At 60.5% G+C, this 19146-nt stretch carries 18 protein-coding genes; 11 read left to right on the top strand and 7 right to left on the bottom strand.

The window, feature by feature from the left end; all coding sequences use genetic code 11:
- Positions 1–108: 108 nt before the first annotated feature.
- From BOP93_RS26740 to BOP93_RS26710, 7 genes are all read left to right on the top strand, one after another.
- Positions 109–1398, top strand: coding sequence for an MFS transporter (locus BOP93_RS26740; RefSeq protein WP_104505169.1), 1290 nt, complete (start codon positions 109–111; stop codon positions 1396–1398).
- Positions 1399–1602: 204 nt separating this feature from the next.
- Entirely contained in the window at positions 1603–2589 is a 987-nt protein-coding gene (locus BOP93_RS26735; RefSeq protein WP_065883793.1) for a phosphate ABC transporter substrate-binding protein PstS, read from the top strand.
- A gap of 483 nt (positions 2590–3072) precedes the next feature.
- A complete protein-coding gene (locus BOP93_RS26730) occupies positions 3073–5106 on the top strand; it encodes an ABC transporter permease subunit (protein ID WP_205885835.1) in 2034 nt (677 codons plus the stop codon).
- Between the two features lie 15 nt (positions 5107–5121).
- On the top strand, positions 5122–6792 hold the full coding sequence (pstA, locus tag BOP93_RS26725; protein ID WP_104505167.1) for a phosphate ABC transporter permease PstA: 1671 nt from the start codon (positions 5122–5124) through the stop codon (positions 6790–6792).
- A 180-nt stretch (positions 6793–6972) separates the two neighbouring features.
- Positions 6973–7806 carry a phosphate ABC transporter ATP-binding protein PstB gene (gene pstB, locus BOP93_RS26720; RefSeq protein WP_065883786.1) on the top strand — a complete coding sequence of 278 codons (834 nt, stop codon included), beginning with the start codon at positions 6973–6975 and terminating at the stop codon, positions 7804–7806.
- Between the two features lie 70 nt (positions 7807–7876).
- Positions 7877–8638 (top strand): phosphate signaling complex protein PhoU, encoded by a 762-nt coding sequence (gene phoU, locus BOP93_RS26715; protein WP_104505166.1) that lies wholly within the window; start codon positions 7877–7879, stop codon positions 8636–8638.
- Between the two features lie 167 nt (positions 8639–8805).
- Positions 8806–9705 (top strand): response regulator, encoded by a 900-nt coding sequence (locus BOP93_RS26710; protein WP_104505165.1) that lies wholly within the window; start codon positions 8806–8808, stop codon positions 9703–9705.
- Positions 9706–9824: 119 nt separating this feature from the next.
- Here BOP93_RS26710 and BOP93_RS26705 read toward each other — a convergent pair whose 3' ends face one another.
- From BOP93_RS26705 to phoB, 3 genes are all read right to left on the bottom strand, one after another.
- On the bottom strand, positions 9825–11165 hold the full coding sequence (locus BOP93_RS26705) for a hemolysin family protein (RefSeq protein ID WP_065893029.1): 1341 nt from the start codon (positions 11163–11165) through the stop codon (positions 9825–9827).
- A gap of 267 nt (positions 11166–11432) precedes the next feature.
- Positions 11433–12719 (bottom strand): phosphate regulon sensor histidine kinase PhoR, encoded by a 1287-nt coding sequence (gene phoR / locus BOP93_RS26700; RefSeq protein WP_237140443.1) that lies wholly within the window; start codon positions 12717–12719, stop codon positions 11433–11435.
- Between the two features lie 94 nt (positions 12720–12813).
- Positions 12814–13503, bottom strand: a complete 690-nt coding sequence (phoB, locus tag BOP93_RS26695) for a phosphate regulon transcriptional regulator PhoB (RefSeq protein ID WP_003195617.1) — start codon at positions 13501–13503, stop codon at positions 12814–12816.
- 156 nt (positions 13504–13659) lie between these two features.
- Between phoB and BOP93_RS26690 the strand changes: the two genes are divergently transcribed.
- Positions 13660–14037, top strand: coding sequence for a COG4315 family predicted lipoprotein (locus tag BOP93_RS26690; RefSeq protein ID WP_065883778.1), 378 nt, complete (start codon positions 13660–13662; stop codon positions 14035–14037).
- Between the two features lie 119 nt (positions 14038–14156).
- On the opposite strand, the gene ubiA is transcribed toward BOP93_RS26690, so the two are convergent.
- Positions 14157–15047 (bottom strand): 4-hydroxybenzoate octaprenyltransferase, encoded by an 891-nt coding sequence (ubiA, locus tag BOP93_RS26685; protein WP_065953272.1) that lies wholly within the window; start codon positions 15045–15047, stop codon positions 14157–14159.
- Positions 15047–15610, bottom strand: coding sequence for a chorismate--pyruvate lyase family protein (locus BOP93_RS26680; protein WP_104505164.1), 564 nt, complete (start codon positions 15608–15610; stop codon positions 15047–15049). Before BOP93_RS26680 ends, ubiA begins: the two co-directional genes overlap by 1 nt.
- Positions 15611–15804: 194 nt before the next feature.
- Between BOP93_RS26680 and BOP93_RS26675 the strand changes: the two genes are divergently transcribed.
- From BOP93_RS26675 to BOP93_RS26665, 3 genes are all read left to right on the top strand, one after another.
- Positions 15805–15972, top strand: coding sequence for a rubredoxin (locus tag BOP93_RS26675; RefSeq protein WP_017476746.1), 168 nt, complete (start codon positions 15805–15807; stop codon positions 15970–15972).
- A 36-nt stretch (positions 15973–16008) separates the two neighbouring features.
- Positions 16009–17157 (top strand): NAD(P)/FAD-dependent oxidoreductase, encoded by a 1149-nt coding sequence (locus BOP93_RS26670; protein ID WP_104505163.1) that lies wholly within the window; start codon positions 16009–16011, stop codon positions 17155–17157.
- Between the two features lie 190 nt (positions 17158–17347).
- Entirely contained in the window at positions 17348–17623 is a 276-nt protein-coding gene (locus tag BOP93_RS26665; RefSeq protein ID WP_003213368.1) for an HU family DNA-binding protein, read from the top strand.
- Positions 17624–17835: 212 nt separating this feature from the next.
- Here the strand turns inward: BOP93_RS26665 and BOP93_RS26660 are convergent, their stop codons facing one another.
- A complete protein-coding gene (locus BOP93_RS26660) occupies positions 17836–18435 on the bottom strand; it encodes a hypothetical protein (RefSeq protein ID WP_104505162.1) in 600 nt (199 codons plus the stop codon).
- 140 nt (positions 18436–18575) lie between these two features.
- The gene (locus BOP93_RS26655; RefSeq protein ID WP_104505161.1) at positions 18576–19145 is read right to left on the bottom strand and encodes an imm11 family protein; all 570 of its coding nucleotides are present in this window, start codon (positions 19143–19145) and stop codon (positions 18576–18578) included.
- Position 19146: the final 1 nt, after the last annotated feature.

Genomic DNA, 19146 nt, shown 5'->3' with positions numbered 1-19146 from the left:
TGTTTTCATAGCGCTGTGCTTTTTCAGGCGATTTGCTATCTTGCCAGACCCGCCGCAAGTCACGGGCGTGCAGTCCTTTACGCTGATTACTATAAGAGAAGCCTTGCCATGTCCTCCGTGCCCGCAAGCAGTGCGCAACCGTCGCGCCCGCTGACCCGCAACGACTACAAAACCCTGTCGCTGTCTGCCTTGGGCGGGGCGCTGGAATTCTACGACTTCATCATTTTCGTATTTTTCGCTACCGTGGTCGGGAAACTGTTCTTCCCCGTCGACATGCCCGAATGGCTGCGCATGATGCAGACCTTCGGCATCTTCGCCGCCGGCTACCTGGCTCGCCCGCTGGGCGGCATCATCATGGCGCACTTCGGCGACCTGCTGGGCCGCAAGAAAATGTTCACCCTGAGCATCTTCATGATGGCCGTGCCGACCTTGATCATGGGGCTGCTGCCGACCTACGCGCAGATCGGCCTGTGGGCACCGCTCCTGCTGCTGCTGATGCGCGTGATCCAGGGCGCGGCGATCGGCGGCGAGGTACCGGGCGCCTCGGTATTCGTCTCCGAACATGTCCCGCCACGTCACATCGGCTACGCCTGCGGCACCCTGACCAGCGGCCTCACCGCCGGTATTTTGCTGGGATCGCTGGTAGCCACCGCGATTAATACGGCCTATACCCCGGAGCAGGTCTCCGATTACGCCTGGCGAATCCCGTTCCTGCTCGGCGGTGTGTTCGGCCTGCTGTCGGTGTACCTGCGCCGCTGGCTGCATGAAACACCGATCTTCGCCGAGATGCAGCACCGCAAGACCCTGGCCGCCGAACTGCCGTTGCGCGCGGTACTGCGTGACCACCGTGGCGCCATTGTGCTGTCGATGCTGCTGACCTGGCTGCTGTCGGCCGGCGTCGTGGTGGTCATCCTGATGACCCCGACCGTGCTGCAGACCGTCTACCACTTCAGCCCCACGGTTGCGTTGCAGGCCAACAGCCTGGCCATCGTGACCCTGAGCCTGGGTTGCATTGCCTCGGGTGCCCTGGCCGACCGTTTTGGTGCCGGGCGTGTGCTGGTCACCGGTTGCGCGTTGTTGCTGGCCACTTCCTGGACGCTGTACCACAGCCTCATGGCCCACCCGGACTGGCTCTTCCCGCTGTACGCCTTGACCGGCCTGTTTGTCGGCACCATCGGTGTGGTGCCCTACGTGATGGTCAAAGCCTTCCCGCCGGTGGTGCGTTTCAGCGGCCTGTCGTTCTCCTACAACGTGGCCTACGCCGTGTTTGGCGGGCTGACGCCATTGGCGGTGTCGCTGCTGATGAAGGAAAGCCCGATGGGCCCGGCCTACTATGTCGCTGCCCTGTGTGTGATGGGGATGGTGGTGGGCGGGTATCTGTGGAAACGTTCCCGCTAAGCTTGATCGTTCCCACGCTCCCGCGCGGGAATGCCGCCTGGGACGCTCCGCGTCCCCCCGCTGCCGCAATACGCGAGCGTTGTGCAAATCCTCCCCCCCAATAGTGGCCTTTCATCTAACTGTCACATTGCAGACATAGAGTGTTCACACGGCCTCTCGATACTTGGCCCCGATCCAACTATCCCTATCTGCTAGGAGCAAGGCATGAAACTGAAACGTTTGATGGCGGCAATGACATTTGTCGCTGCTGGCGTCGCGACCGCCAACGCGGTGGCTGCTGGCGTTGACCCGGCGATCCCGGCTTACGTCAAGACCACTGGTGTGTCGGGCAACCTGTCCAGCGTCGGTTCCGATACCCTGGCAAACCTGATGACCCTGTGGGCCGAGGGTTATAAAAAGGAATACCCGAACGTCAACATCCAGATTCAAGCGGCCGGCTCTGCCACCGCGCCACCTGCGCTGACTGAAGGCACCTCCAACCTGGGCCCGATGAGCCGCAAGATGAAGGACACCGAACTGGCGGCCTTCGAGCAGAAGTACGGCTACAAGCCAACCGCTATCCCGGTAGCCGTGGATGCCCTGGCGGTATTTGTGCACAAGGACAACCCGATCCAGCACCTGACCATGGAACAGGTCGACGCGATCTTCTCCTCGACGCGCTTGTGCGGCGCTAAAGCCGACGTGAAAACCTGGGGTGACCTGGGCGTGACCGGCGACCTGGCCAACAAGCCGGTTCAACTGTTCGGCCGTAACTCGGTATCCGGCACCTACGGCTACTTCAAGGAAGAAGCCCTGTGCAAAGGCGACTACAAGCCTAACGTGAACGAACAGCCTGGCTCGGCCTCGGTCGTGCAGTCGATCAGCTCCTCGCTGAACGGCATCGGTTACTCGGGCATCGGCTACAAGACCGCCAGCGTGAAAACCGTGGCCCTGGCCAAGAAAGGCAGCACTGAGTTCATCGAGGACAGCGAAGAAAACGCCCTGAACGGCAAATACCCGCTGTCGCGTTTCCTCTACGTTTACGTCAACAAAGCTCCGAACAAGCCTCTGGCACCGCTGGAAGCCGAGTTCGTGAAACTGGTGCTGTCCAAACAGGGCCAGGAAGTTGTCGTGAAAGACGGTTACATCCCGCTGCCAGCCAAAGTTGCCGCCAAGGCCCTGGCTGACCTGGGTCTGAAAGAAGGCAACTAAGTAGCTGGGCTGGGTAAAACCGGCCTTCTGTAGGAGCGAGCTTGCTCGCGAAAAACGATAGGGCACCGTGGTTATTCAGAAACGACGCGTTATCGTTGACGATCTTCGCGAGCAAGCTCGCTCCTACAGAAACTTCTAATTTTTTATCCGCTGCCAGCCCTGCTTCGCGGCGGATTTCCTGCGTCACTGCATTGTCATCTTTCTGTCATACAGGATCGCTAGGGTGTGCGCATGAATGATCTGGCCAATTCCACCATGACGACAACTTCTCCCCCCAAGCGCATTGATTTCAATACGCCTGAGCTGCAACGCAAGCGCCGCATTCGCGCGCTCAAAGACCGTCTGACCCGTTGGTACGTGCTGGTCGGCGGCCTCGCCGTTCTCGGCGCAATTACCCTGATTTTCTTCTTCCTCGCCTATGTGGTCGCGCCCTTGTTCCAGGGTGCTTCGCTGACCAAGGAAGAAGCGCTCACACCGGCCTGGATCCAGGACGCCGGCAAGCCGCTGATGATTTCTCTGGAAGAACAGAACCAGGTCGCCATGCGGGTTTCCGACAAGGGCCAGGCGCTGTTCTTCGATGTCACTACCGGTGCCGAACTCAAGCGTGTCGACCTGGCGCTGCCGGCAGGCGCGAGCGTAGCGTCGATTGGTGAAGACCAGCCGGGCAGCCCGCTGGTGATCCTCGGCTTGTCCAATGGCCAGTCCCTGGTGTTCCGTCACACCTATAAGGTGTCATACCCGGACGGCAAGAAAACCATCACGCCTGCGATTGAGTACCCCTACGGTGAAACGCCTATCGTGCTCGACGATACCGGCCGCCCGTTGGAGCACGTCGCCCTCAATGCCACGGATTCGTCGCTGGTGGTTGCAGGCTCGGCCGGTTCGCACTTGAACGTGCTGACCCTGAGTCGCGAAGAAAACATGATGACCGGCGAAGTCACCAGCGAGCAGAAGCGTGTCGAACTGCCGCAAATGACCGAGCCGGTGAAGGCGATCTTCATCGACCCTCGCCAGCAATGGTTGTATGTGATCAACGGTCGCGCCCTGGCCGATGTGTTCAGCCTGCGTGACAAGAGTCTCAACGGCCGCTACAAGCTGCTGGAAGACGGCAATGCCGAAGTCACCGCCAGCACCCAGCTGGTGGGCGGCATCTCGCTGATCGTCGGTAACTCCAAGGGCGGTCTGGCCCAGTGGTTCATGGCCCGTGACCCGGATGGCGAGCAGCGCCTCAAGCAGATCCGGACCTTCCAGATGGGCACTGCGCCCATTGTGGAAATCACCGCTGAAGAACGTCGCAAAGGCTTCACCGCCCTCGACGCTTCCGGCCAGTTCGGCGTGTTCCATAGCACTGCGCACCGTACCTTGCTGGTCGATCCAGTGGTTGACGGCCAAGGCGTGTTCGGCCTGTCGCCACGGGCCAACCGCGTCATCGTCGAAGCCGGTGGCAAGCTGCAACCGCTGCTGCTCGACAACCCGCACCCGGAAGTCTCGTGGAGCGCGCTGTGGAGCAAGGTCTGGTACGAGAACTACGACGAGCCCAAGTACGTCTGGCAGTCGACCGCCGCCAACACCGACTTCGAGCCCAAGATGAGCCTCGCACCGCTGACCTTCGGTACGTTGAAAGCCGCGTTCTACGCGATGCTGCTCGCCGCGCCGCTGGCCGTAGCCGCCGCGATCTACACCGCTTACTTCATGGCCCCGAGCCTGCGCCGCAAGGTCAAGCCGGTAATCGAGTTGATGGAAGCGATGCCGACCGTGATCCTCGGCTTCTTCGCCGGCCTGTTCCTGGCGCCTTATGTGGAAGGGCATCTGCCGGGGATTTTCAGCCTGCTGATGTTGTTGCCAATTGGCATTCTGGTGGCTGGCTTCGTGTTCAGCCGTTTGCCTGATTCGATCCGTCTGCGTGTGCCGGATGGCTGGGAAAGCGCGATCCTGATCCCGGTGATCCTGTTTGTGGGCTGGCTCTCGCTGTACATGAGCCCGTACCTGGAAACCTGGTTCTTCGGCGGCGACATGCGCATGTGGATTTCCCATGACCTGGGCATCACCTACGACCAGCGCAACGCCCTGGTGGTCGGTCTGGCCATGGGTTTTGCGGTCATCCCGAACATCTACTCCATCGCCGAAGACGCGGTGTTCAGTGTGCCGCGCGGCCTGACCCTGGGCTCCCTGGCCCTCGGTGCCACGCCCTGGCAGACCATGACCCGCGTAGTGATCCTGACTGCCAGCCCGGGCATCTTCTCCGCGCTGATGATCGGCATGGGCCGCGCCGTGGGCGAGACCATGATCGTGCTGATGGCCACCGGTAACACGCCGGTGATGGAGATGAACCTGTTCGAAGGCCTGCGCACCCTGGCGGCCAACGTCGCAGTGGAAATGCCCGAGTCGGAAGTGGGCGGCAGTCACTACCGCGTGCTGTTCCTCTCGGCGCTGGTGCTGCTGCTGTTCACGTTCATCATGAATACCCTCGCCGAGCTGATCCGTCAGCGTCTGCGCAAGAAATACTCGTCGCTTTAAGAAAGGTAGAAGTCTGTGAAACAGAACTCCCTGAATGGATGGTTCAAGAGCGGCGCCCCCGGGGTCTGGATCAGCGGTGGCGCGGTGTCCATCGCGGTCATCATGACCATTGGTTTGCTGGCGGTGATTGCGGTGCGCGGTCTGGGTCATTTCTGGCCGGCCGACCTGATCCAGGCCAACTACAACGTACCGGGCCAGGCCAACCATATCGTCATCGGCGAAGTGGTGCAGAAGGAAGAAGTGCCGCGCGAGCGCCTGAAAAGCGCCGGCCTGCCGGTGCCCGACGAGGGCCCGGAGTTCATGACCCGCGAGCTGATCAAGGTCGGCAATCGCGACTTGAACGGCAATGACTTCACCTGGATCGTCGGCGAATGGTTGAAGGACCAGACCAGGCCGGTGCAGTTGATGACCATCGAGCGGCGTGAATGGGGCAACTTCTACGGCACCCTGGTCAACGTCAAGCAGGATGGCAAGATCATCGCCGAAGGCGAGGCCGCGTGGCCGGAGTTGCAAGCGCGTGTGGACCGTGTCAACACGCTCGCGGCTCAGCTCAAGAGCCTGGAAAAAACCGATATCGGCGCGATCAACGCCGGGCTGGAGCGCGTTCGCCTGCACGGTCGCAAGCTGGAGCTGGAAGGCAAGCTTGACGCCGCCGCCCAGGCTGACATGGACGCCGACCGCGCCGAACTGAATGCCCGCTACCAGGACATCGAAGCGCGCCTGGCCGACCTGCACGCCCAATTCAACCGCGACGCGCTGACGGCCCGGGACGGCAACGGCAAGGAAATCGAAATCGGTATCGGCAAGGTGGTGCACGCCTACCAGCCGAACGCCATGGGCACCCTGACCAAGATCGGCTTCTACTTCAGCAAGGTCTGGGAGTTCCTGAGCGACGACCCACGGGAAGCCAACACCGAAGGCGGGATCTTCCCGGCGATCTTCGGCACCGTGATGATGACCCTGATCATGGCGATGATCGTCACCCCATTTGGCGTGCTGGCGGCGGTGTACCTGCGTGAGTACGCCAAGCAGAACACCCTGACGCGAGTTATCCGCATCGCGGTCAACAACCTGGCGGGCGTACCGGCCATCGTCTATGGCGTGTTCGGCCTGGGCTTTTTCGTGTACGTACTGGGTGGCTCGGTGGACCGGCTGTTCTTCGCCGAAGCCCTGCCGGCGCCGACCTTCGGCACGCCGGGGCTGCTCTGGGCCTCGCTGACCCTGGCGCTGCTGGCGGTGCCGGTGGTGATCGTGGCCACCGAAGAAGGCCTGGCGCGGATTCCTCGCACCGTGCGCGAAGGGTCCCTGGCACTCGGCGCGACCAAGGCGGAAACGCTGTGGAAGATCGTGCTGCCGATGGCCAGCCCGGCCATGATGACCGGCATGATCCTCGCCGTGGCCCGTGCCGCCGGTGAAGTGGCGCCGTTGATGCTGGTCGGCGTGGTGAAGCTGGCCCCGTCGCTGCCGCTGGACGGCAACTACCCGTACCTTCACCTAGACCAGAAGATCATGCACCTGGGCTTCCATATCTATGACGTCGGCTTCCAGAGCCCCAACGTTGAAGCGGCGCGACCGCTGGTCTACGCCACCGCCCTGCTGCTGGTGATGGTGATCGCCACGCTCAACCTGTCGGCGGTGTGGATTCGTAACCACCTGCGCGAGAAATACAAAGCGCTGGACAGCTGACACGATCCAATGTGGGAGGGGGCTTGCCCCCGATAGCGGTGTATCAGAAACACATGTGCAAGCTGACACACCGCCATCGGGGGCAAGCCCCCTCCCACACTGGACCGCGCCATACACAGAATTTGAGTAAGCCGCCCCCGGCGGTTCAATGAAATGAATTGGTAGCACAGGGAGCATCCCATGCAACACGAAACCCATTCCCACGGCATCAACATGTCGGCCCTGGGACGCGACAAGCAAAGCCTGAGCCTGGCCCAGGAAACCGTGGCCATCGAAGTGCCGGGCCTGAGTCTCTACTACGGCGACAAGCAGGCGCTGTTCGACGTCAGCATGAACATCCCCAAGCAACGCGTGACCGCCTTCATCGGCCCGTCCGGCTGCGGCAAGTCCACGTTGCTGCGCACGTTCAACCGCATGAACGACCTGGTGGACGGTTGCCGCGTGGAAGGTGCCATCAACCTCTACGGCACCAACATCTACCGCAAGGGCGAAGACGTGGCCGAGTTGCGTCGCCGCGTGGGCATGGTGTTCCAGAAGCCCAACCCGTTCCCCAAGACCATCTATGAAAACGTGGTCTACGGCCTGCGCATCCAGGGCATCAACAAAAAACGCATCCTCGACGAAGCGGTCGAGTGGGCGCTCAAGGGCGCAGCACTGTGGGACGAGGTCAAGGATCGCCTGCACGAATCCGCCCTCGGCTTGTCCGGCGGCCAGCAGCAACGTCTGGTGATCGCCCGTACCATCGCCGTGGAGCCTGAAGTGCTGTTGCTCGACGAACCGTGCTCGGCCCTCGACCCGATCTCGACGCTCAAGGTCGAAGAGCTGATCTACGAGCTCAAGTCCAAGTTCACCATCGTTATCGTGACCCATAACATGCAGCAGGCCGCGCGGGTGTCCGATTACACCGCCTTTATGTACATGGGCAAGCTGGTGGAGTTCGGCGATACCGATACCCTGTTCACCAATCCGGCGAAAAAGCAGACCGAAGACTACATCACCGGTCGCTACGGCTAGGAAGCCGTGGTTCTGATTGCACTGACGCTGCGGTTCTCCGCACCTTACCGGACGCTCCAAGGACGCCAACATGATTAGCAAAGAAGGCCTTACCCACCACATCTCCGCGCAGTTCAACGCCGAGCTCGAGGAAGTGCGCAGCCACCTCCTGGCGATGGGCGGCCTGGTGGAGAAGCAAGTCAACGATGCGGTCACCGCGCTGATCGAAGCCGACTCGGGCCTGGCCCAGCAAGTGCGTGAGATCGATGACCAGATCAATCAGATGGAACGCAACATCGATGAGGAATGCCTGCGCATCCTGGCCCGTCGCCAGCCCGCGGCCTCCGACCTGCGTTTGATCATCAGCATCTCCAAATCGGTGATCGACCTTGAGCGTATCGGCGACGAAGCCACCAAGATCGCCCGTCGCGCCATCCAGCTGTGCGAAGAAGGCGAAGCGCCGCGTGGTTACGTGGAGGTGCGCCATATCGGCGACCAGGTGCGCAACATGGTGCGCGATGCCCTCGACGCGTTTGCGCGGTTCGATGCGGACCTGGCGCTGTCGGTGGCCCAGTACGACAAGGTCATCGACCGCGAATACAAGACCGCCTTGCGTGAGCTGGCCACCTACATGATGGAAGATCCTCGTTCTATCTCGCGGGTCTTGAGCATCATCTGGGTGCTGCGCTCGCTGGAGCGCATCGGCGACCACGCGCGCAATATCTCGGAATTGGTGATTTACCTGGTACGCGGCACCGACGTTCGGCACATGGGCCTCAAGCGCATGAAAGCCGAAGTTGAAGGCAACGCTGATCTTATCCCTAATGTTTCAGGCGAATCTGACGATAAGTAAGGTTGCCCGAGAAATTAACGCCCGGCCATTGGTCGGGCGTTTTCGTTTGCGGCGAGCGGAATTCATTGCGGATGGGGCGTAATAAGCCCTAACGTGACTGCAGAGTTTTGGCAAAATGCCATCAGTCAGGCGTACTGCCAGCCAAGGTTTTATAGGATGAAGGGTCGATGAGTAAAGTCAGTGTGTTGGTGGTGGATGACGCCTCGTTTATTCGCGACCTGGTGAAGAAGTGCCTGCGCAACTACTTCCCGGGGATCAAGATCGAAGATGCGGTGAACGGCAAGAAGGCGCAATCCATTCTGATGCGCGAGACGTTCGACCTGGTGCTGTGCGACTGGGAAATGCCGGAGATGTCCGGGCTTGAACTGTTGACCTGGTGCCGCGAGCAGGCCCATCTGAAGGCCATGCCGTTCGTGATGGTGACCAGCCGGGGTGACAAGGAAAACGTGGTGCAGGCCATCCAGGCCGGCGTATCCGGCTACGTCAGCAAGCCGTTCACCAACGAGCAGTTGCTGAACAAGGTCAAGCAGGCCCTGCACAAGATCGGCCGCCTCGACGCGTTGATCGCCAGTGCGCCGACCAAGATGAACTCGGCCTTCGGCAACGACTCCCTGAGCGCGCTGACCGGCGGCAAACCCGAAGCCGTCAAACCGGCGCCGGCGGCGGCCCCGAGCAAAGGCCTGCTCAACAGCGCGCCTGTGGCCGCCGCCCCGGCTGCGTCGCCTGCCGGCGGCCGTGGCCAGGGCCAGTTGCGCCTGGCCGGCGGCACCCAGCAGTGCGTGATCAAGGCGCTGAGCATCAAGGAAGCGTTGTTGGTGGTGCGTCGCGGTGAGGTCCTGCCCCAGGTCCTGGAAAGCGCCGTGCTCGACCTCGAACAGGGCGAGAATGCTGAAGTGGCACGCCTCAATGGCTACCTGCACGCCATCGTTGCCTACGAGCCCAGGCCCGACAGCGACTGGCTGCAACTGACCTTCCGGTTCATCGACCAGGATGCGCAGAAGCTGGACTACATCTCCCGCCTGATCGCCCGTGGCACCGCGCAGAAGCACTTCGTGCCGGGTGCGTGATCTACAGAGCACCGCCTGACCAATGTGGGAGGGGGCTTGCCCCCGATTGCGGTCTGTCAGTCAAAAATATGCTGACTGAAGCACCGCTATCGGGGGCAAGCCCCCTCCCACAATGGTAGTCAATCCAGCATCAGCACCTTGGCCAGCACGATCTTCGGCCCTTTCATCTTCTTGATGATGATCCGCAAGCCTTCGACCTCCAGCACTTCTTCCTCTTCCGGCACCCGTTTCAAGGTGTCGTAGATCAGGCCGGCCAGGGTTTCGGCTTCGATGTGGTCCAAGTCGATGCCGAGCAGACGTTCTACCTTGAACAGCGGGGTGTCGCCACGCACCAGCAGCTTGCCCGGCTGGTAGGCGAGGATGCCGCGTTCAGCCTTGCGGTGTTCATCCTGGATATCGCCGACCAGCACTTCCAGCACGTCTTCCATGGTCAGGTAGCCAATGATCTTGCCATCGGCTTCCTCCACCAGGGCGAAGTGCGCGCCGCCTTTGCGGAACTGCTCGAGCAACTGCGACAACGGCATGTGCCGCGACACGCGCTCCAGCGGGCGGGTCAGTTCGGCCAGGTTGAACGACTCGGGGATATGGTCCAGGGCCGCCAGTTCCAGCAGCAGGTCCTTGATATGCAACAGGCCCACGAACTCGTTGCGCACGGCGTCATACACCGGGTAACGGCTGAATTTGTGGCGACGGAACAGCGCCAGGATTTCCTTGAGTGGGGCGTTGAAATCCAGGGTGACCAGGTCTTCCCGGGAGTTGGCCCAGTCCACCACTTCCAGTTCGCCCATTTCCACGGCGGAGGCGAGTACGCGCATGCCTTGGTCGCTCGGGTCCTGGCCACGGCTGGAGTGCAGGATCAGCTTGAGCTCTTCGCGGCTGTAATGGTGTTCGTGATGCGGGCCGGGCTCGCCCTGGCCGGCGATGCGCAGGATCGCGTTGGCGCTGGCGTTGAGCAGGTAGATCGCCGGGTACATCGCCCAGTAGAACAGGTACAGCGGCACGGCGGTCCACAGCGACAGCAATTCGGGTTTGCGGATGGCCCAGGATTTGGGGGCCAGCTCGCCGACCACAATGTGCAGGTAGGAAATCACGAAGAAGGCGGCAAAGAACGACACGCCCTTGATCACCTCCGGCGACTCGACGCCTACCGCGCCCAGCAACGGCTCGAGGATGTGCGCAAACGCCGGCTCACCGACCCAGCCCAGGCCCAGGGAGGCGAGGGTGATACCCAACTGGCAGGCCGACAGGTAGGCGTCGAGCTGGCTGTGCACGGTGCGCAGGATCTGCCCGCGCCAGCCGTTGGTGTGGGCGATGGCCTCGACCCGGGTCGAGCGCAGTTTGACCATGGCAAATTCCGCCGCAACGAAGAAGCCGTTGAGCAGTACCAGGACCAGTGCAAAAAGAATCATGCCGAAATCGGCGAAAAGTGTCGCGAGGGTGATGCCAGGGGAAGGGTCCATGATGGGGTTTTGCAGGTTCCGTATGTTCAATAGGGGGGGAAGCGGGCCTGAAAGGCAGGCGCAAGTCGGCCAATGTAGCGGCTGACGGGGCGCTTGCCTAGTGGCTGCTGCCGGGCGGGGCCTGGAATACATTGCCCAAATTCATGCAAAACCAATGTGGGAGGGGGCTTGCCCCCGATAGCAGGGTGTCAGTCAACACATCTGCTACTGATACACCGCTATCGGGGGCAAGCCCCCTCCCACATTCAAATTAGTGCTGTGGCTGAGTTATTCGTCATTCCCGACGAGCTGCGACCGCGTTACCTGCGCCGGCGGAAAATGGCAGGTAAAGGTACTGCCATGCCCCAGCACGCTGCTGATCTCCAGGCGTGCCCGATGGCGCAGCAGCACATGCTTGACGATCGCCAGGCCCAGCCCGGTGCCGCCGGTATTGGAGTTGCGGCTGGAATCGACGCGGTAGAAGCGTTCGGTCAGGCGTGGCAGATGCTTGGCGTCGATACCGATGCCGGAGTCCTGCACGCTCAGGTGTGCCCCCTGTTCGTCGGCCCACCAGCGGATGCGGATGTTGCCCTTGTCCTGGGTGTACTTCACCGCGTTGAACACCAAATTGGAGAACGCACTGCGCAGCTCGCCTTCGCTGCCCTTGAGCAGCACCGTCGGGTCGGCGTCCAGGGTGATCTGCTGGCCGCGTTCGCCGGAGAGCGCCTGGGCGTCGTTCTTGATGGTTTTCAACAGGCTTTGCACCGCCACCGGGTGGTTATCGGAGGGGTAATCGGTGGCCTCAAGCTTGGCCAGCAGCAGCAAGTCATTGAGCAGGGTTTGCATGCGCGAGCCTTGCTGCTGCATCTGCTGCAGGGCGCGGCTCCAACGCGGGTTGATCTCGTCGACATTGTCCAGCAGCGTCTCCAAGTAGCCGCAGATCACCGTCAACGGCGTGCGCAGCTCGTGGGAGACGTTGGCGACGAAGTCCTTGCGCATCTGTTCCAGCTGATGGATGCGGGTCACGTCGCGCACTAGCATCAAGTGCTCATTGTTGCCGTAGCGCGTCAGGTACAGCTGGATGCGCACGCGATCGTTGGTGGGCGAGGGGATTTCCAGGGCCTCTTCGTAGTTGTCCTGCTCGAAGTATTCCTTGAAGCGCGGGTGGCGCACCAGGTTAGTCACCGGCTGGCCGCTGTCCTGGGGCGTCTTGAGGCCCAGCAGGGTCTCGGCGGCGCGGTTCCACCATTCCAGGTTGCCGTCGCTATCGAGCATGATCACCGCGTCCTTGAGCGCGGCGGTGGACTCCTGTACCCGGTCGATCACCGCCTGCAGGCGCCCGCGCACCCGTTGGTCGCGGCGCTGCAAGTGGTAAATGCTGTCGAACACTTCGCCCCACAGGCCGTAGCCGTCGGGCGGTGCTTCGTCGGGTTTGTGCTGGCGCAGCCATTCATGCAGGCGCAGCAGTTGCTTGAGGGTCCAGCCCAGGTACAGCGCGATGCCGATGGCCAGGCTCCAGCCGTAATAACCACTGATCAACCCGACCAGCAGGCAACCGGTGACGAGCAGGAGCATGTGGCGAATCAGGGTGCCATGCCAGTTTTGGTTCACTTGAACATGCGTCCTTGTCAGCTGTTAAGTCAGGCTCTTGAGTCTACAACCAGCTGGCTCAGCCCTTGGTAGAAAACCGGTAGCCCGTGCCGCGCACGGTTTGTACCAGATTCTCATAGGCATCGCCCAAGGCTTTGCGCAGACGGCGGATATGCACGTCCACGGTGCGCTCCTCCACGTACACATTGCCGCCCCACACCTGGTCCAGCAGTTGGCCGCGGGTGTAGGCGCGTTCCTGGTGGGTCATGAAAAACTGCAACAGACGGTATTCGGTCGGGCCCATCTCAGCCGGCTTGCCGTCGATGGTCACGCGGTGGCTGATCGGGTCCAGGATCAGGCCGTCGACTTCGATGGGGGCTTCGCCATCGGTCGGGCCGGCTCGGCGCAGCACGGCCTTGAGGCGCGCTACCAGCTCTCGCGGGGAGAAAGGCTTGGTGATGTAGTCATCGGCGCCGACTTCCAGGCCCTGGATCTTGTTGTCCTCTTCGCCCTTGGCGGTGAGCATGATGATCGGGATATCCCCGGTCAGCTCGTCACGCTTGAGGCGCCGGGCCAGCTCGATACCGGAAGTGCCGGGCAGCATCCAGTCGAGCAGGATCAGATCCGGCTTGCGGTCGACGATAATGGCATGGGCCTGCTGGGAGTTCTCCGCCTCCAGGCAGTCGTAGCCGGCCATTTCCAACGCAACGGCGATCATCTCGCGAATGGGCGCTTCGTCGTCAACAATCAGAATGCTCCTGCCAACCATGCTCAAAAATCCTCTTTGTCATTTAACTGTCTTGCGCCGCATTAGATAACGGAATTATTGCAGTCGTGTGACAGTAATTTAGTCCCTTGGGCAATTCACGGCACTCTGGACTACCCTTTGGGTCCGAATCCTGACAACCACAAAAGGAAGGTTCCGATGACTTACAGCACGATTTCCTGGAAAGCCCTGCTGGTAACGGCTGCGTTGACGCTGCCGGGCCTGGCGTTTGCCGCAGAACCTGCGATGACGAAAGACGGGATGCTGGTGGATCACAAAGGCCTGACGCTCTACACCTTCGACAAGGACGCCGACGGCAAGTCTGCGTGCAAGGACCAGTGCGCGACCAACTGGCCGCCGCTGAAGGCGGAGTCTACGGATACCAAGGCTGGCGACTGGACAGTGATTACTCGCGACGATCAGACCAGTCAATGGGCCTACAAAGGCAAGCCGGTCTACACCTACAAGGATGACAAGAAAGCCGGTGACAAGACCGGGGATGGCAAGGGTGGGGCTTGGCATATCATCAAGCCTTGACTGCGCGGCGCTGCTGAAATCATCGGGGGCAAGCCCCCTCCCACAGTTGATGGGTGAACACCTGCAAATGTGGGAGGGGGCTTGCCCCCGATGGCGTCGCTACAGCCACCGCAACCCTCTCAGCGAACCGCGTAATCCACCACAATCCCCACAAAAATCGCCAAACCGGCCCAGTGGTTGTGCAAAAACGCCTTGAAGCACTTCATGCGGTCCCGGTCCCGGGTGTACCAGAACTCCCAGGCAAAACAGCCTGCCGCCGCCAGCAGCCCCAAGTGAAACCAGCCGCCCAGCTCGAACCGAGCCCCGGCGAGCAACAGGCACACCAGCGCCAGGCCCTGCAGGGTGAGAATGATCACACGGTCAGCATCACCGAACAGGATCGCGGTGGATTTCACGCCGATCTTCAAGTCGTCGTCGCGGTCGGTCATCGCGTAATAGGTGTCGTAACCCACCGTCCACAACAGGTTGGCGATGTACAGCAGCCACGCCTCGGCCGGCAGATGCCCGGTTTCGGCCGTGAACGCCATCGGCATGCCCCAGGAGAACGCCGCGCCCAGCACCACCTGCGGGTAATAGGTGTAGCGCTTCATGAAGGGATAGCTTGCCGCCAGTGCCAGCCCGCCAAGGGACAGCAGGATAGTGCTGGCGTTGGTCAGCAGCACCAGCAGGAAACTGATGCCCATCAGCAGCGCAAAAAACACCAGCGCCTCTTTCGAACTGATCTTGCCGCTGACCAGCGGACGTTGCTCGGTGCGCTTCACATGCCCGTCGACCTTGCGGTCGGCCCAGTCGTTGATCACGCAGCCACCGGCACGGGTCAGTACCACTCCCAGCACGAAAATCACGATATTGAGCAGCGACGGCGAGCCCTTGCCGGCGATCCACAGCGCCCATAGCGTCGGCCACAGCAGCAGGTAGATACCGATGGGCTTGTCCATGCGCGTCAGTTGAATGAAATCCCAGGCCCTGGGGTTCAGGCGATTCAGGGATTTGAGCACACGTTGGTACATCAGCGGTTCTCCGAATGGTCATGCAGCACCTGCCACACACTCGGCAGGAAGACTTCCGCCACCAGCACGCTCAGCGCCCCGCGATCGAAGCGCGAGCGGCGCGCCCACAGCCCGTCGGCCTGATCCGCAGCGGGTAGCCAATGTGCCGGGTAATGGCACACCTCGATCGGCTGACGGGTAAAGGCGCGGTCGCAGAACAACAACTCGCCCAGCGACCGGCTGCCCAGCTCATCCATATGCAAGCCGTCGCCCTGCAATGCCCCGCGTGACGCGACACTGCGGGCAAACACCCAGGGTTGGCCATGCCCGCGCAAATACACCTCGCGTACCCAGCCGACAGTGGCAGGCGGCAGGGCCAGCGCCGCGCATTCATCGTCGCGCAACGGTTGCCAGCCTTCGAGCAGCGGCGTCACGCTGAAATTGCCGGCGGACAGCCCAGTCAGCCGCCGCGTCAGCGAGCCTTCATCGAACAGCCAATCGAGGGTCAAGGGCGCAGGCATCGGGCTCAGAAGGCTCTGGGGCAGCCATCGGCAAGCATCGGAAGGGGCGATTGAGTGCGGCACGGCAAGTCAATATTGGCAGCAAAAGAGGCGGCGAGCTTACCATGGCGTCCTGAACTTTTGCCGGGCTGAACCCGCCGTTTAAGCCAATCCTACTTGCATCTGCCGGCTGCGATCAGTACAAACGCCCTGAGCCGAGCGGCAGCGCTGGTCTATCGACCGTCGGCCAAGATGCCTGGACCCTGAGGAAGTACGTAATGAAAAAGTGGCAATGTATCGTCTGTGGCCTGATCTATGACGAAAAAGATGGCTGGCCGGATGACGGAATCGCTCCGGGCACCCTGTGGCAGGACGTCCCGGAAGACTGGCTGTGCCCGGACTGCGGCGTAGGCAAAATGGATTTCGAAATGATCGAAATCGGCTAATTTGAAGTTTACGAAACGTACTACAAGGAGAAAGGAATGAACTCACCTGTCGTGATCATCGGCACAGGATTGGCCGGTTACAACGTAGCCCGGGAGTTTCGCAAGCTCGACAGCGATACCCCCTTGCTGCTGATCACCGCGGATGACGGGCGCTCCTACTCCAAGCCCATGCTCTCCACCGGTTTTGGCAAGAACAAGGAAGCCGATGGCCTGAGCATGGCCGAACCTGGCGCCATGGCCGAGCAACTCAAGGCCGAGGTGCGCACCCACACCCGTATCAGCGGCATCGACCCGGGCCATAAGCGCTTATGGATCGGCGAAGAGTCGGTGACCTACCGCGACCTGATCCTGGCTTGGGGCGCCGAAACCGTGCGTGTTCCGGTCGAGGGTGACGCCGCCGAGCTGATTTTCCCGATCAACGATCTTGAAGACTACGCGCGCTTTCGCGCCGCCGCCGCCGGCAAACGCCGCGTGCTGCTGCTCGGCGCCGGCCTGATCGGCTGCGAATTTGCCAACGACCTGATCCTGGGCGGCTATGAAGTCGATCTGGTCGCGCCGTGCGAGCAGGTCATGCCGACCCTGCTGCACCCGGCGGCTGCGGCTGCGGTGCAGACCGGACTGGAAGGCATTGGCGCGCGTTTCCACCTGGGGCCGGTACTCAATCGTCTGCAACGCAAAGGCGATGGTCTCGAAGCCCATCTGTCGGACGGCGAAGTGATCCAGTGCGACCTAGTGGTCTCCGCCATCGGCCTGCGCCCACGCATCGACCTGGCGGCGGCGGCCGGCCTGCAGATCAACCGCGGCATCATGGTGGACCGCCACCTCAAGACCTCCCACGCCAATATCTACGCCCTGGGCGACTGCGCCGAGGTCGATGGCTTGAACCTGCTGTACGTCATGCCCCTGATGACCTGCGCCCGCGCCTTGGCCCAGACCCTGGCCGGCAACGCTACGGCCGTGAGCTACGGGCCGATGCCGATCACCGTGAAAACCCCGGTCTGCCCGCTGGTGGTCTCGCCGCCGCCACGGGGTAGCGAAGGCGTATGGAGTGTCGAAGGCGAGGGCGCCGACATCAAGGCCCTGTGCCGCGACGCCAGCGGTCGCCTGCTGGGCTATGCGCTGACCGGCAGCGCCGTGATGGAAAAACTGGCGTTGAATAAGGAACTTCCGCCACTGCTGGCGTAAATGTCGGTCGTTCTGTCGGAATCAGCCTCTTCTTACCCGTAGAAAGGTCGCGGCGAGGCTGGCGGAGCGTGCGACGGCATGCCATCCTCACTCCCGTCTGCCGCAGAGTAGAGCCTGCGGCGCCTTGGCGCTGCTCCACCAGAGAGCAGCACGGACATAACAACAAAAAACCGTCAAAGAGGCTTCACATATGCGTAAACCAGAACTCGCCGCCGCCATCGCTGAAAAGGCCGATCTCACCAAGGAACAGGCCAACCGCGTCCTCAACGCCGTTCTCGAAGAAATCACCGGCGCCCTGCACCGCAAGGACAGCGTCACCCTGGTCGGCTTCGGCACTTTCCTGCAACGCCACCGCGGCGCCCGCACCGGCAAGAACCCGCAAACCGGTGAGCCGGTGAAGATCAAAGCCAGCAATACCGTTGCGTTCAAGCCGGGCAAGTCGCTTAAAGACAGCGTCAACCCATAAGTTAAGCGGTACCGTCTCGAAGGGAGGCGGGGCGGTAAAGAAGATGGGCACGCCGACTGGGTTGGGTGCCCATTTTTTAATCGCGACGGTAATGCCGGTGACCGCAACCACTGCGCCAGTCGCTTGATCAATCGCGGATCCTGAAGACAGTGGACAGGTCGCACGTTGCCGGGAAGTGGCGTGATCAGAACCCTTCCTTTGGCAGAACCTTCTTAGCCGTAGAAGTAATCGAAGAAGCGTTCGAAGTTCTCTTCACCCAGCAACGGGCTGACTTCTTTGGTCAACAATTTTACAAATTTGGGGGAAAGCTCGTCGTCATCGTTGTAAATGTCAAAAATGTCGAATTTTCCATGAACAATTTCTATAGTTTTGGCGAACGCCAAGAGGAAATCAGCCAAGGAGTCGGCAATCTTGAACGGCTCGACGACATCGTAGCTCGCCCACACCGAAGTGCCGGGAGTATCCGTGACGGCGATAACCGGTTTACCGCCGCCAATATCGTCCATGAAAACCAGATACTGGGCGGGCCAATTCCCGTTTGCCTGGGTCTTGTTCGAGTCGCCAGCCCATTTATAGCCAACTTGGCCGTCTTCCAAGCTGCTCAAGTTGAAGAAGCATATCGGCGTCAAACCGGTTTCAACTTCAACATCAACTGGCTCGCAGTTATCGTAGAAATAATCGGTCTCTGCCGAGCGCGGCAACGTCTGCGGCCATTTTGCATTGGCTTGACTGCGCTTTTCGAAGCGGCCTTCGATATCGAATTTTTTGTGGACGCGGCGCAGTTCTTTAAATGCGTTGTCGAGGGCGCTCATGTTCTTCTCCAATGGGAAATCATTTACCACGGCCGGCTTTTCTGCCAGCGATAAAGGGGTCGGATTTATTTATAGTCCCTATCCGGATTAAATAGGTCCGTCCCCTTTATTGTTGTTTATTGTTCAGTCCCCTTTATTGTTCAGACTTGGATACCTTTGGAACAGTCTACGAATCGAAGACCTTTAAGCTGGGATGCTTCGCATTGCTGCTTGAACTGCGGGGAAACAAAGATGCGTTGTGAACTTTCCTTAGCTCTCACGATATGGTGATTGCCTAAGCTAGCAGGTGGCAGACTTTGAAGAGTGGTGAATCTCAGAGGACCATCCGGCATAAAGCTGAACATGGGACCATATTGAGAGTTATTCAAATCAATACAAGGAAGTATCTGGATCACATTGAATACATAGTAACCTTCCAGCTTTTCTTCTTTTAGATAAACGTTGGCAGGAAAAAGCTGAACGTCTGTCGGGAATTTGCGCAGTACGTTGGCCATTGCCTCGCTTACAAATTCAAGCGTGTCACTTTGAAGAAGATCGAAGGACATTAAGCGAGATGCGCTGATCTTATTTTTATTTCTAAAGGTTGGAGTGGTAGCAATTGATGATTGCTCTTCTCCACTAATAAACAATAGATGGTCGGGAGATTTTTTCTGGTCGTATTTGAACCAGTAAATTTCTGAATAATTTTCACTGATTTCTAATAGGTACATA

It is taken from the genome of Pseudomonas orientalis, from assembly GCF_002934065.1.
GTDB lineage: Bacteria > Pseudomonadota > Gammaproteobacteria > Pseudomonadales > Pseudomonadaceae > Aquipseudomonas > Aquipseudomonas orientalis_A.
This window is presented reverse-complemented; position numbering and strand designations above follow the sequence as displayed.

Coding starts and splice junctions, on each gene's coding strand:
- BOP93_RS26655 (WP_104505161.1), bottom strand. CDS start 19,145: ATGTACCTATTAGAAATCAGTGAAAATTATTCAGAAATTTACTGGTTC.
- BOP93_RS26710 (WP_104505165.1), top strand. CDS start 8,806: ATGAGTAAAGTCAGTGTGTTGGTGGTGGATGACGCCTCGTTTATTCGC.
- BOP93_RS26660 (WP_104505162.1), bottom strand. CDS start 18,435: ATGAGCGCCCTCGACAACGCATTTAAAGAACTGCGCCGCGTCCACAAA.
- BOP93_RS26665 (WP_003213368.1), top strand. CDS start 17,348: ATGCGTAAACCAGAACTCGCCGCCGCCATCGCTGAAAAGGCCGATCTC.
- BOP93_RS26705 (WP_065893029.1), bottom strand. CDS start 11,165: ATGGACCCTTCCCCTGGCATCACCCTCGCGACACTTTTCGCCGATTTC.
- BOP93_RS26690 (WP_065883778.1), top strand. CDS start 13,660: ATGACTTACAGCACGATTTCCTGGAAAGCCCTGCTGGTAACGGCTGCG.
- BOP93_RS26675 (WP_017476746.1), top strand. CDS start 15,805: ATGAAAAAGTGGCAATGTATCGTCTGTGGCCTGATCTATGACGAAAAA.
- pstB (WP_065883786.1), top strand. CDS start 6,973: ATGCAACACGAAACCCATTCCCACGGCATCAACATGTCGGCCCTGGGA.
- phoB (WP_003195617.1), bottom strand. CDS start 13,503: ATGGTTGGCAGGAGCATTCTGATTGTTGACGACGAAGCGCCCATTCGC.
- phoU (WP_104505166.1), top strand. CDS start 7,877: ATGATTAGCAAAGAAGGCCTTACCCACCACATCTCCGCGCAGTTCAAC.
- BOP93_RS26735 (WP_065883793.1), top strand. CDS start 1,603: ATGAAACTGAAACGTTTGATGGCGGCAATGACATTTGTCGCTGCTGGC.
- BOP93_RS26740 (WP_104505169.1), top strand. CDS start 109: ATGTCCTCCGTGCCCGCAAGCAGTGCGCAACCGTCGCGCCCGCTGACC.
- BOP93_RS26670 (WP_104505163.1), top strand. CDS start 16,009: ATGAACTCACCTGTCGTGATCATCGGCACAGGATTGGCCGGTTACAAC.
- ubiA (WP_065953272.1), bottom strand. CDS start 15,047: ATGTACCAACGTGTGCTCAAATCCCTGAATCGCCTGAACCCCAGGGCC.
- phoR (WP_237140443.1), bottom strand. CDS start 12,719: ATGCTCCTGCTCGTCACCGGTTGCCTGCTGGTCGGGTTGATCAGTGGT.